This window comes from Dyella nitratireducens, assembly GCF_014642835.1.
GTDB classification, from domain to species: Bacteria; Pseudomonadota; Gammaproteobacteria; order Xanthomonadales; family Rhodanobacteraceae; genus Dyella_B; species Dyella_B nitratireducens.
The window spans coordinates 541,839-553,731 of record NZ_BMJA01000002.1; the positions used below are offsets into that span (position 1 = coordinate 541,839).

The 11,893-nt window shown below is 59.2% G+C and carries 11 protein-coding genes; 8 read left to right on the forward strand and 3 right to left on the reverse strand.

Annotated features, from left to right (window positions below):
• Positions 1-13: 13 nt before the first annotated feature.
• Both IEX75_RS13395 and IEX75_RS13400 read left to right on the forward strand, forming a co-directional pair.
• Entirely contained in the window at positions 14-775 is a 762-nt protein-coding gene (locus IEX75_RS13395; RefSeq protein ID WP_188794797.1) for a copper resistance protein B, read from the forward strand.
• Positions 776-785: 10 nt separating this feature from the next.
• The gene (locus IEX75_RS13400) at positions 786-1,349 is read left to right on the forward strand and encodes a c-type cytochrome (RefSeq protein WP_188794798.1); all 564 of its coding nucleotides are present in this window, start codon (positions 786-788) and stop codon (positions 1,347-1,349) included.
• A gap of 473 nt (positions 1,350-1,822) precedes the next feature.
• Here the strand turns inward: IEX75_RS13400 and IEX75_RS13405 are convergent, their stop codons facing one another.
• Complete coding sequence (locus tag IEX75_RS13405; RefSeq protein WP_188794799.1) at positions 1,823-2,881, reverse strand: glycosyltransferase family 2 protein; 1,059 nt, start codon at positions 2,879-2,881, stop codon at positions 1,823-1,825.
• Between the two features lie 141 nt (positions 2,882-3,022).
• On the opposite strand from IEX75_RS13405, the gene IEX75_RS13410 reads away from it, so the two are divergent.
• Complete coding sequence (locus tag IEX75_RS13410) at positions 3,023-3,784, forward strand: sulfite exporter TauE/SafE family protein (protein WP_229720894.1); 762 nt, start codon at positions 3,023-3,025, stop codon at positions 3,782-3,784.
• A 142-nt stretch (positions 3,785-3,926) separates the two neighbouring features.
• The gene (locus IEX75_RS13415) at positions 3,927-4,295 is read left to right on the forward strand and encodes an HU family DNA-binding protein (RefSeq protein WP_188794801.1); all 369 of its coding nucleotides are present in this window, start codon (positions 3,927-3,929) and stop codon (positions 4,293-4,295) included.
• Positions 4,296-4,375: 80 nt separating this feature from the next.
• Here IEX75_RS13415 and IEX75_RS13420 read toward each other — a convergent pair whose 3' ends face one another.
• Positions 4,376-5,068, reverse strand: coding sequence for a class I SAM-dependent methyltransferase (locus IEX75_RS13420; RefSeq protein ID WP_188794802.1), 693 nt, complete (start codon positions 5,066-5,068; stop codon positions 4,376-4,378).
• A gap of 235 nt (positions 5,069-5,303) precedes the next feature.
• On the opposite strand from IEX75_RS13420, the gene aqpZ reads away from it, so the two are divergent.
• Complete coding sequence (aqpZ, locus tag IEX75_RS13425) at positions 5,304-6,026, forward strand: aquaporin Z (RefSeq protein ID WP_188794803.1); 723 nt, start codon at positions 5,304-5,306, stop codon at positions 6,024-6,026.
• A 450-nt stretch (positions 6,027-6,476) separates the two neighbouring features.
• A complete protein-coding gene (locus IEX75_RS13430) occupies positions 6,477-7,469 on the forward strand; it encodes a DedA family protein/thiosulfate sulfurtransferase GlpE (protein WP_188794804.1) in 993 nt (330 codons plus the stop codon).
• A 115-nt stretch (positions 7,470-7,584) separates the two neighbouring features.
• Here IEX75_RS13430 and IEX75_RS13435 read toward each other — a convergent pair whose 3' ends face one another.
• Positions 7,585-8,628: a hypothetical protein gene (locus IEX75_RS13435; protein WP_188794805.1), complete on the reverse strand. Its 1,044-nt coding sequence runs from the start codon at positions 8,626-8,628 to the stop codon at positions 7,585-7,587.
• Between the two features lie 248 nt (positions 8,629-8,876).
• Between IEX75_RS13435 and IEX75_RS13440 the strand changes: the two genes are divergently transcribed.
• Positions 8,877-10,961 carry a S46 family peptidase gene (locus IEX75_RS13440; protein ID WP_188794806.1) on the forward strand — a complete coding sequence of 695 codons (2,085 nt, stop codon included), beginning with the start codon at positions 8,877-8,879 and terminating at the stop codon, positions 10,959-10,961.
• A gap of 296 nt (positions 10,962-11,257) precedes the next feature.
• Positions 11,258-11,551, forward strand: coding sequence for a GIY-YIG nuclease family protein (locus tag IEX75_RS13445; RefSeq protein WP_188794807.1), 294 nt, complete (start codon positions 11,258-11,260; stop codon positions 11,549-11,551).
• Positions 11,552-11,893 lie beyond the last annotated feature (342 nt).

Here is an 11,893-nt window from a genome sequence, read left to right on the forward strand (position 1 = left end):
CGGATGCGCCTACATGAAGCGGCATCGCGCATGGCTGGCATGCCTGGCACTGGCGATGCCTTGCATCGGCACGGCACAAGATGCCTTGCCGATGACCCATCACGACGAATCATCGCCAGCCATGCAGAACATGGACATGAACGACAACGCCAGCTACGGCATGTTGCTCGTCGATCAGCTGGAATTTGCGCACGGTTACGGCGGTAATGGTCCCATGTGGGAGGCCGAAGCCTGGTACGGCAACGACAGCGACAAACTGTGGCTGCGCAGCGAAGGAGAGGGCAGCCGTGAGCAAATTGAACAGGGTGATCTCGAAGCTTTATGGAGCCATGCGTTGTCTGCTTTCTGGAATACCGAACTGGGTGTCCGACACGATCTGGGCGTGGGGCCGCAACGCAATTGGGCCGCGTTCGGCGTGGAAGGGCTGGCGCCTTATTGGCTAGAACTGGAAGCCACGGGTTACCTCAGCAATGAAGGGCGCGTCGCCGCACGCATGCGCGCGGAATACACGCTGCGTTTCACCCAGCGCCTGATGTTGCAGCCTGAATTCGAAATCAATCTCTACAGCAAGAGCGACCCCGCGCAACGCATCGGCAGCGTCGTGTCGGATACGCAGCTTGGGCTGCGCCTTCGCTACGAGATAACGCGGCAATTTGCACCTTATGTGGGTGTGGTGTGGTCCCGCCGCTTCGGTACAACGGCCGCGTTCGCCCGTATGGACCGCGAGCCTGTCTTCGACCGGCAATTCGTTGCCGGTATCCGTTTCTGGTTCTAGGGGAATATTCATGAAAACAGCCATCAGCACGCTTGTCGTCATCGTGATTCTGGCCTTGCTGGCGTATGCCTATACCTGTTCGGGCTATTACGACATCGGCGCGGATGTTCCGCATTCGCCTGCGACGTACCGCTTCCTGAGCATGGCAAGAAGCCGTTCGATACAACATCACGCTCAATCCATCAGCGTACCCAACCTGGACGATCAGGCACTGATCCTGAAGGGTGCGGGCCAGTACGCCGCCATGTGCACCGAATGCCATCTGGCACCGGGCATGAGCCATTCGGAGCTGCGCGCCGGCCTTTATCCACAGCCGCCCGTGCTCGGCAAGGAACCCATCGATCCACGCGAGGCGTTCTGGGTCATCAAGCACGGCATCAAGCTGACCGCCATGCCGGCTTGGGGCGTGACGCATGATGATCAGACCATCTGGAGCATCGTCGCCTTTGTCCGCAAGCTGCTAGGCATGACGCCGGCACAGTACAAGGACATCGTGGCCAAGGCGCCACCGGATGAAGACATGGACATGGGGCATGACAAAGACGATATGCACGATGGCATGCACACGCAGTGATGCTGAAACCGTTCGCCGCGAAAAAGTCAGTCTTGCCCAGCCGTCATTCCGGCGAAGGCCCACTGCTGTCCGGGGAAGTTTTTAGCTTGCCGGATCGGCCCCTCCCCTACGTGTAGTAGGGGAGGGTTGGGGTGGGGTGAAGCAACCTCGCCAGAGATTCCATCATGTTTCTTATCCATTCCCGCGTAGCGGGAAGCGAGCTTCGCTCGCCTCACCCCACCCCAGCCCTCCCCTGCAAGCAGGGGAGGGGGGCATTTCCGGTTCACTCGTGGATATCGCGTTGAACAAACTTTTTTAAGTCGCTTGCTGCGCGAATCATGCCAATGTGTTGCCCCTTAAGTACTCGCTACTTTTTCCGCAAAATTTCCCCGGACAGCAGTGGCCGAAGGCTGGAATCCATCGTGAATGCGAAGCATCGATTCCGGCCTTCGCCGGAATGACGGCTCGCTCCGATCCATCTTTCGCAACCGCGTTCAATGCGGTTGCGGTTGATTAGTCCGGGGCTGATAGGCTGCATGATTGCGCGGATGCGCATTCAAGCTGCGGCGTATGCGCGCCAGCACTCCCACTAAACGGGCAAACAGGTATTCGGGCTGGCTGATCAAACCTTCCTGCATCAGCCGGCGGCGCATGACGCGCCGGGCACGGTGGACGGCCATGAAGTCATCGCTCAGGCCATGCTCGCCCGGGCCGCGTTTGTTCCAGATCGCCAGCACCTGGTTGATCTTGGCGCAGCGATGGCCGGAAAACAGGATGTGCGACCAGAGGAAATAGTCCTCCGAGTACCAGACCTTTTCGTCGAAGCGAAATGGCAAATCACGGCGCAACATCACCGAGGCGGTCGGGAAAGGATTGTGGAACAGCAGGCGGCCTCGCCCGATGATCTGCGTTTGTATTGGTTCCTGCGGCTCGGGAATCGGTGTTCCGCGTGCGCGAACAACCATCTGGTGAGCGAGCAACGCGATGGAAGGGTCTGCTTCCAGCGCAGCCATTTGCAGCTCCAGCTTGCGCGGCGCCCACGTGTCGTCGGCATCGAGAAAGGCAATGTAAGGCTGCCCGGCGTGCTGCCATCCGATGTTGCGCGCGCGCGAGGGGCCACCGTTGTCTGCCAACGCAATCACTTTGATCCAGCCGTTTTCGTAAGCGGCGGCGACCCGCTGCAACGCGGCGAGCGTTCCATCACCACTGCAGTCTTCCACCAGCAGCACCTCGGCGGGGGGCCGTGTCTGCGCCGCGATCGAGGCGACCGCTTCGTCGATGGTCCCCGTGCATCGAAAGCAAGGGACCAGCACGCTTACAGGAGCCCGTTTTGCTGCGGTTTTCGTTTCATCATGCATGAGATGTGATCCTGGGGATTGGCCACTGATATCCACCAACGCGGCGTCGAAACGGTTGGCTGCGTGGTCCCCCTGATGCTGAATGCGCGCTCCAGCGCCGGTCCGTATGGATGGTTTTATGGGAGCTTCAGTAATCGCAGTATGAAAAACACATCTACGTAGCGTGTACTGATCGCTTGCTGTGCTGCAGCGCACGCGTTAGCGGCGCCTCAATCGGCATGGTGATGTCATGACAGCCCAGGGGGAGGGCAGTGCAGCCAAGCAGATGCCACGCCCCCGATTAAGGTTTAATGCGCAACATTCCTGCCGGCGATCGCGAGGCCCGCTTTGTTTCCCCTGCACGATGTGCTTGCTGTTGCGTGCGGATCGCTGGTCGGCTTTTCGCTTGCCTTGATTGGTGGCGGCGGTTCGATTCTTGCCATGCCGTTGCTGCTCTATGTGGTGGGTCTGCGGGATCCGCATCTGGCGATCGGCACCAGCGCGCTGGCGGTGTCGCTCAATGCCTTCGCCAACCTGCTTCCCCATGCTCGCGCGGGACACGTGCGTTGGCGGGCCGCATTCGTGTTTGCGGCGGCTGGCGTTGTGGGCGCTTACCTGGGTTCAAGCCTGGGCAAGATCATCGATGGTCAGCGATTGCTTACGCTGTTTGCTTTGCTGATGCTGGTGATTGCGACGTTGATGCTGCGCGGCAGGCATCACTACGACAGTGCAGGTCAGCCGCGCCGCTACATGTTTCATCGTCTCGGCGTCATCGGATTGGGTGCAGGGGGATTGGCTGGATTTTTCGGCATCGGCGGCGGTTTTTTGATTGTGCCGGGCCTGTTGTTCGGCAGCGGCATGTCCATCATCGAAGCAGTCGGTACATCGTTGTTTTGCGTGGGCGCGTTCGGTATGACGGCTGCACTGAACTACGCCTGGTCTGGATGGGTGGCTTGGCCGGTCGCATGGGAATTCGTTGCCGGTGGCATTGCCGGCGGCTGGTTGGGTTCGTGGGGTGCGCACAAATTGGCCGGTATGCGCGGCGCGCTTAGCATGCTTTTTGCCCTTGTGATCGTGGCGGTTGGCCTATTCATGCTGGCAAAAAGCTTGCTTCTGTAGGCGTTTTGAGCCAAGAGGTCTGCCCGGATGCATCTTTTTGGGCTTTTTTTGCGTTTGCTAGTTGGCGTGAGCGCAAATTTCCCCTACATTTCGCTCGCCGAAAGGCAACATTTCAACAACTCAATAAACGATGGGGTAGTCCATGGCAAAGAAGGCAGCAAAAGGCAAGTCGGCGTCCAAGGCCGCCGCCGCTCCGAAGCCGATCAAGGATGCACTGAGCAAGTCGGGTCTGGTTGCTCACCTGGCAGAAACCACCGGTCTGGCGTCCAAGGACGTGCGTGGTGTTCTGTCCGCACTGGAAGGTGTGGTGCACGCGTCGGTCCATAAGAAGGGCGCTGGCATGTTCACTCTGCCTGGCCTGCTGAAGATCACCGCTGTCAATGTGCCGGCCAAGCCGCGGCGCAAGGGCGTCAACCCCTTCACGAAGGAAGAGCAGTGGTTCGCCGCCAAGCCTGCCACCGTGAAGGTGAAGATCCGTCCGCTGAAGAAGCTCAAGGACGCAGCGCTCTGATCCACGCCTGCTAGCCGCTGTGCCAAGCAGCGGCTCAGCAAACCAAACGGGATGCGTCATCGCAAGGTGGCGCATCCCGTTTACGTTGGGCCTTCCAAAACGCCATGCCATTGCGCGATGAAAACGACCGACGCGGGCCGGCAGGTTTGCGGATGCATGGGTTCGCGTAGTTCGCGCAAGCGCCATCCGGTCGTGGTGAACAAGGCTATCCAGCTTGCCAATGTTCGGAAATACCAAGGTGCCGGTGCGGGGAATGCGCCATCGAAGCCGGTCCAGTTTTCCAGGCGCCAACCATCCACGTAGACCTGCTCGCCGCATGCAATGAGCGGATGCACAGTCTGCACGATCAGCCGTCCGTTCGTTTCCAACCGCGATGGCAAGGCGGTAAGCAGCTGTTCGACCGACTCCTTGCCCAGCAAGGAAAAATTGCAGACCACGGCATCGGCATGTTGTGCCAGTTTTCCCGTGACGATGTCTTCGTAAGTGGCCACCGCGAAGTTTCCACCTGCTTGGCGTGCCCGCTCGACCAGCGCAGGCACCGCATCCACGCCCATGGCCTGAATGCCGCGCGCGGCGAGGGCGCGCACCAGCCAGCCTTCGCCACAACCGATGTCGAGCACCGAGGCAGGTTGGCCATCCAGCACGGCATCGATGATGGCCTGGTCGGTAACCAACCGCCGGCTTTCGAGCAGTGCGTCGCGCACCATTTGCGTCCAGGCGTCGGCGTTGCAATGCCAACTGTGCAAGATCTTTGCTTCGTTATGTTCATGCATACGCGGTTGCGGCCTGTAGGAAATGAACGTTCGGGGGTGCAGTAGCCTCATCGATCTGGCGGCAGATGGATAGGGGCGGCGAATCGAGCTGCTTTCATTAAACCAAGATGCGTGGTATTTACGCGCTGTCCACGTCAAGGACAAGGATGCGCTTGCGGGAAAACAAGGGGACGTAAGGCGTCGAAAAAGCAGGTTGCGATATCGCTACCGTTTTCATTCATGGGAGACGACGATTATGTTCAAACGACTCTGTGCCGAATTCTTCGGCACGTTCTGGTTGGTGCTCGGTGGTTGCGGCAGTGCGGTATTGGCTGCTGCCTTTCCAAACTTGGGTATTGGTTTTGTCGGCGTCGCGCTGGCATTTGGTCTTACCGTGGTCACCATGGCCTACGCGGTTGGCGGTATCTCCGGCGCGCATTTCAATCCGGCGATAACGGTGGGTTTGTTCTTCGGTGGCCGCTTCAGCGGCAAGGACGTGGTGCCTTACATCGTCTCGCAAGTGATCGGCGCGATCGTCGCCGCGGCGGTGCTGTACGTGATTGCCAGCGGCAAGCCGGGTTTCGATGCCACGGCCAGCGGCTTCGCGTCCAACGGCTACGGTGAGCATTCGCCGGGCGGCTTCTCGCTGCACGCCTGCATGATGAGCGAGTTCGTGCTCACCGCGATGTTCCTGATCGTGATCCACGGCGCCACCGACCGCCGGGCGCCGGCCGGCTTTGCTCCACTGGCGATCGGCCTGGCTCTTACGCTGATCCATTTGATCAGCATTCCCGTCACCAATACGTCGGTAAACCCGGCGCGCAGCACTGGCGTGGCGATCTTCCAGGGCACCTGGGCGCTGCAGCAGCTGTGGATGTTCTGGGTGGTGCCGTTGCTCGGCGGTGCGGCGGGTGGCCTGATCTTCCGCTTCCTGCTGGGTGAGGAAGTGGCCAAGCCAGGCCTGAAGGCGGGTGCGTAACCGGGGGTCAGCAACGCCTGAGTAGCGTGGTGTGCCAAGGGGACCAAACTCCCTCCCCTACGTCTAGTAGGGGAGGGGGATGAAGCAATCTCACCGCACCTTATCGTCATTCCGGCGAAAGCCGGAATCCAGTTTAAATACATCGTGCAAAGCACACAGAACCTTTTAAGCAGTGTGCTGCGCACGTCATTCTTAACTGGATGATTCGCTTCGCTCACCCCTTCGGGGCCATCCTTCGGATGTTCTCCGCGCTTCGCGCTCCGTCCGGCTTTCGCCGGAATGACGGTGAGGCAGGGTTGGCCCATTCGGCAAGGTGTGTAGGTGCTCCCTGGAAGCAGGAAACGAGCCTCACCCAACAAACCACTTTTTGGCCGCAATACCCCCTCTCACCATCTTGCATTTCCCCCCGCCAACCCCAACGATGCGGGCATCCAACCCGAGGTCATTCCGGTGACGCATGCGATCATCGAGTTGATTGCCGAATACGGCTTGCTGCTGGTCTTCATCAACGTATTGGTGGAGCAGGCCGGGCTGCCGTTGCCGGCCGTGCCGACCCTGGTTGTGGCGGGCGCACTCTCTTCCCTTGGCAAGCTTCCGCTTGGCGCCGTGGTGCTGGTGGCGTTGCTTGCCTGCCTGATCAGCGATTTCGCCTGGTACCTGGCGGGCCGCCGGTATGGTGCATCGGTGATGCGCACCCTATGCCGTATTTCGCTTTCCCCGGATTCCTGCGTCAAGCAATCGGAGCTGCGCTTCCAGCGTTGGCGCGGGCAGATCCTGCTGATCGCCAAATTCGTACCGGGCCTTTCCACCATCGCGCCGCCGCTGATGGGAGCGATGAGGCTTCGGCCACAGATATTCATGCTGCTCGACGGCCTGGGTTCGCTGATCTGGATCGGATTGATCGTAGGCCTTGGCTATGCCTTTTCGCAGCAGATCGACCGGGTACTGTTCGCACTGGCCAGTGCAGGCACGGTCGCCATAGAAGTGCTGTTCGCGCTGCTGATTGCCTACGTCATCGTGAAATGGTGGCAACGCAAGCGGTTGTTGTTGGCGTTGCGGCTGGCGCGCATCAGTGTGGATGAACTCCACCAGCTGATCGAAGACGGCAAGAAGCCGGTGGTCGTCGACGTACGCTCACAGGCCGCCCGCCTAGTCGACAACCGCATCATTCCCGGTTCCTTGATGGCGAGTCTTGGCGGCATCGATCAGGAGCTCCATCAGGTGCCGATCGATCAGGAAGTAGTGATCTATTGCAGTTGCCCCAACGAAGTTTCCGCAGCCAAGGCGGCGAAGGGGCTGCTGATGCAGGGCTATCGCAAAGTGCGCCCGCTGCTGGGCGGCCTTGATGCGTGGGCGGATGCGGGGTATGACATCGAGCATCTGGCCGTGCAAACGGTAGCTGTATCCGAGACGGTCATCGTGTCGGGACACGCGCATTCGTAGTGGACGGGATACCCATCGTAGGTTGGGTTAGCGAAGCGTAACCCAACATAATCGTGCGGCATGGTCGGGTTACGCTCCGCTAACCCAACCTACGATGGCACCCCGGCCTTACTTATCAATCGCCGAAACCATCACCGCCATGCACAATGGCAATGCCATTGGTCGCAGCGCTGTTGATCGTGACACTGCTCTTCAAACTGAAATCACCATCGCCATCCACGTTAAAAATGGAAACGTGTGACACCGTTCCGTTCCCATCCACCACAGCCGCAAGATTGTCGCCGTAGGTGATATCGGTGGGGTTGCCGTTGAAGCTTGCGACCACCGCTGCTTCCTGCACGATCTTGTGGCCATAGACTGCATAGCGCGACACGGAGTGACTCGGCGAATTCGCCGAGAACAAGAATGGACCGTCCAGCGTCACCCAGCACGGTGCCATCTGCGTTCCCGACCCCGTGACCGTTACTACGGCATTGTCCCGCACAAGACTGATTTCGTTGGCGTGCGCAATCGTCACGTATGCATCGTTGCCGCGCGTAGCGAGGCCGAATGGCGCATTCACGTTGCTGGGAATGTTGGCTACCAACTTCGTCGAACCGGTCACCGCACCGTCGTGGGTCAAGTTCACCGTCTCGATCGCATTGCTCTTTTCGCTGATGACCAGCTGACCATCCAGCACGCCTACTTGTGCTGCCGAACCGTCGGCAATCACCAGCTGTGCTTCACCATCGGCGCTGGCGGCCACGCCGTAGCGATCAATGCGATGCGATTCGATATGCGTGGCCGTGAGTATGTACAGATGATCACGCCCGAATGCGACGCTTACCGGATTGGTAATGGCCGGCACCAATGTTTCCAGTTGCAGGCCGTTGCGGGATTTTCCAAAGACCGAAACATTCCCCGAACCGAAATTCACCACCGCAAGCAACTTGTGATTTTGCGCAATACCGCCAGCATTGCCGCTGACGCCACCCGCCCCGTTCGTATGGATTTGCTCGACCAGCGAACCTTGCGTGTTGTAGACCAAGAGTTGGTTGCTGGCCGTGTTGGACGCGGTGACGATGAGATCATCGTCATGCCAGCCAAAACCGGCTTGTGCCTGGGCCGCACTCGCCACCATCAGCGCGAGCAGCGCTGAACCATAGACTGCCTTTTTCATGCGTATGCCTCGATGCGTGTGTAAGGAATGGCGGCACCCCTGCATGCCGGACAGTCGTCGACGACCCGGATAAATTACGTCCGTGGAGGCGGAGCCTCTATGCCCACCTATCCGGCATTTATTGCCGTGCGTCGGGTGGGGAACGACCATCCTGGCTAGGCATGCCAACGGTCATATTGTTATGTTGTAACGCCACGCCCATACTCGTTGCCCACGGCGCGCAACGCGCCCACATTGGGGAGCGACTCATGAAGCGGATCCTGGGAATGGCATTGACCGGTTTGCTGGTTGCCGGAGCAGGTACGGCCATGGCGGATGAAGGCATGTGGACGCTGGACCATCTGCCGGTCAAGCAAATGCAACAGCGCTATGGCTTTACACCAACCCCGCAATGGATAGATCTGGTGCAGCACGCAGCGCTGCGCCTGGCCGAAGGCTGCACCGGCTCGTTCGTGTCGGCCAATGGCCTGGTGATGACCAACCACCACTGCGCCAATTCCTGCCTTTCGCAGATTTCCAAAGGCCACGAGGACTACATGTCCAACGGCTACATCGCGCTCAAGCAGGAAGACGAGCCGAAGTGCCCCGACGTCGAACTCAATCAACTCCAATCCATCACCGACGTCACCACGCAAGTCAATGCAGCAACGGCAGGCAAAACCGGTGCCGAACGCGTGAAAGCCGAGCGCGCCATCGACAGCAAGCTGGAGCAATCCTGCGTCAACGGCGATGCCAAGACCTGGCGCTGTGACGTAGTCACGCTCTACAACGGCGGTCGCTACGCACTCTACAAATACCGCCGCTATCAAGACGTGCGCCTGGTATTTGCACCCGAACAAAGCATTGCTTTCTTCGGTGGCGATCCGGACAACTTCAACTTCCCGCGCTACGACTTGGACGTTGCGTTCTTCCGCGCCTACGTCGACAACAAGCCGGCCAGCACGCCGCAATTCTTCAAGTTTTCGCCGCAAGGTCCCAAGGCCGGCGACATGACTTTCGTGATCGGCAATCCGGGTTCCACCCAGCGCGGCATCCCCTGGGTCCAGTTGGCGGCGATGCGCGATGTGCGCCTGGTGCCGCTGTTCGGCTTGCTGTCCGAGATGCGCGGCCTGCTATGGCAATACGGCCGTGCTGGCGCAGAGCAGGCGAAGGAAGCCCAGGAAGCACGCTTCTACATCGAAAACAGCATCAAGGTTTTCAACGGCTGGTTGCAGACACTGGCCGATGAGAACTTCGTCGAGCAGAAGAAAAAGCAGGATGCATCATTGCGCGAATGGATGGCCGCCACCCCGGAACGCCGCACCAAATACGGTGATCCCTGGACCGATCTGCAACACGCCCAGCAGCGCAGTGCGGAACTGATCGCGCGTTACAACATGCTTGAACAGGGTTTCGGCTTTAACGAGCGAGGCGGCGAGCTCTTCGGCTATGCGCGCACACTGGTGCGTGCAGCGGCCGAGCGCAGCAAGCCGGACGGCGAACGCCTGCCGGATTTCCGCGATGCCAACCTGCCGGCCGTGGAGCACACCCTGGAATCGAACGTACCGGTCTACCCGCACTACGAGCAGACCTTGCTCTCCTGGTCGCTGGAAAAACTGCGGCAAGTACTCGGTGCCGATGATCCCACCGTGCACGAAGTGCTTGGCAAGCAATCGCCCGATCAGCTTGCGCAGCAACTGGTAAGCGGTACCCAGCTGGCCGACCCTGCCGTGCGCAAGCAACTGTGGGATGGTGGTGAGAAGGCCATCGAAGCGTCGAACGATCCTCTCATCAAACTTGCGCTGCAGATCGATCCGGAATCGCGCCAGGTACGCAAAGCCTATGAAGATGACGTCACCGCGCCCACCCAGAAGGCCGATGAAACCATCGCCAAGGCACGTTTCGACCGCGACGGCATGTCCAGCTATCCGGATGCCACCTTCACCCTGCGGCTCTCCTACGGCAAAGTGGTCGGCTGGAACGAGAACGGCAAACCCGTGCCGCCATTCACTGACATCGGCGGCCTGTACAAGCGCGCCACCGGCGCTGATCCTTTCAAACTGCCTGACAGCTGGGTCAACGCCCAGGGCAAGCTCGATGCCAACACACCGATGAACTTCGTCACCGACAACGACATCATCGGTGGCAACTCCGGCAGCGCCGTGATCGATCGCGAAGGCCATGCGGTGGGCTTGATCTTCGACGGCAACATCCATTCGCTCGGTGGCGATTTCGTCTACGACGGCAGCAACAACCGCGCCGTAGCCGTGGATACCGCCGTGCTGCTGGAATCGGTTCGCAAGGTCTATAACTTGCCGCGTCTTGCGGACGAACTCACGCAAGGTCATTTGTAAACACATAACTACTGACCCGTCGCCCCGGCACGGGGGAGAGCACATGGATGTGCTCGGCTTTGAGGACCGAGGAATCCATCGCAAGTACGAAGCATAGATTCCGGCCTTCGCCCATTGCTGCCTGGGAAAGATTTTTCTGAAGCTCAGAAAACTGCCGTCATGAAGACACTTTTTGCAAAGGAATGCAGCGAGGAACTTGTTCTCACTACAGTCTTCAATCTTGCTTCATCGTCATTCCGGCGAAGGCCGAGGCGCTTTACAACAGCGAAGCTGGTCAATCCATGTAGATTCTGGCCATGGACCGGCGATTACCTTGCACCTACATACTTGCCAGTCGCCGAAGAGGCACGCTGTACGTTGGTGTTACCAGCAACCTGATCCAACGCATATGGCAGCATAAAAACGACGTCACAGACGGCTTTACAAACCGATATGGCGTGCATCGGCTGGTCTGGTTTGAACGTCATGAAACGATGGAGTCCGCCATTCTTCGAGAAAAAACGATCAAGGGTTGGAAACGAGACTGGAAAGTCCGGCTGATCGAAGAGGAGAACTCTCATTGGATCGACTTGTACCCCGCATTGATATAGATGGATTCCGGCCTTCGTCCACTGCTGTCCGGGAAACTTTTAGCTTGCCGGATCGCCCCCTCCCCTACGTGTAGTAGGGGAGGGTTGGGGTGGGGTGAAGCAACCTCGCGAGAGGTTCCGTTGATGTCTCACGCTCATTCCCGCGTAGCGGGAAGCGAGCTTCGCTCGCCTTACCCCACCCCAACCCTCCCCTGCACGCAGGGGAGGGGGCCGTTTCCGGTTCACTTGTGGATATCGTGTTGAGCAAGCTTTTTTAAGTCGCTTGCTGTGCGAATCATGCAAACGTGTTGTCCCTCAAGTGCTCGTTACTTTTTTCGCAAAATTTCCCCGGACAGCAGTGGG

What these genes read in the sequence shown, in the direction of transcription:
- IEX75_RS13395 (WP_188794797.1), top strand. Translation starts at nt 14, where the DNA reads ATGAAGCGGCATCGCGCATGGCTGGCATGCCTGGCACTGGCGATGCCT.
- IEX75_RS13400 (WP_188794798.1), top strand. Translation starts at nt 786, where the DNA reads ATGAAAACAGCCATCAGCACGCTTGTCGTCATCGTGATTCTGGCCTTG.
- IEX75_RS13415 (WP_188794801.1), top strand. Translation starts at nt 3,927, where the DNA reads ATGGCAAAGAAGGCAGCAAAAGGCAAGTCGGCGTCCAAGGCCGCCGCC.
- IEX75_RS13420 (WP_188794802.1), bottom strand. Translation starts at nt 5,068, where the DNA reads ATGCATGAACATAACGAAGCAAAGATCTTGCACAGTTGGCATTGCAAC.
- aqpZ (WP_188794803.1), top strand. Translation starts at nt 5,304, where the DNA reads ATGTTCAAACGACTCTGTGCCGAATTCTTCGGCACGTTCTGGTTGGTG.
- IEX75_RS13435 (WP_188794805.1), bottom strand. Translation starts at nt 8,628, where the DNA reads ATGAAAAAGGCAGTCTATGGTTCAGCGCTGCTCGCGCTGATGGTGGCG.
- IEX75_RS13440 (WP_188794806.1), top strand. Translation starts at nt 8,877, where the DNA reads ATGAAGCGGATCCTGGGAATGGCATTGACCGGTTTGCTGGTTGCCGGA.
- IEX75_RS13445 (WP_188794807.1), top strand. Translation starts at nt 11,258, where the DNA reads ATGGACCGGCGATTACCTTGCACCTACATACTTGCCAGTCGCCGAAGA.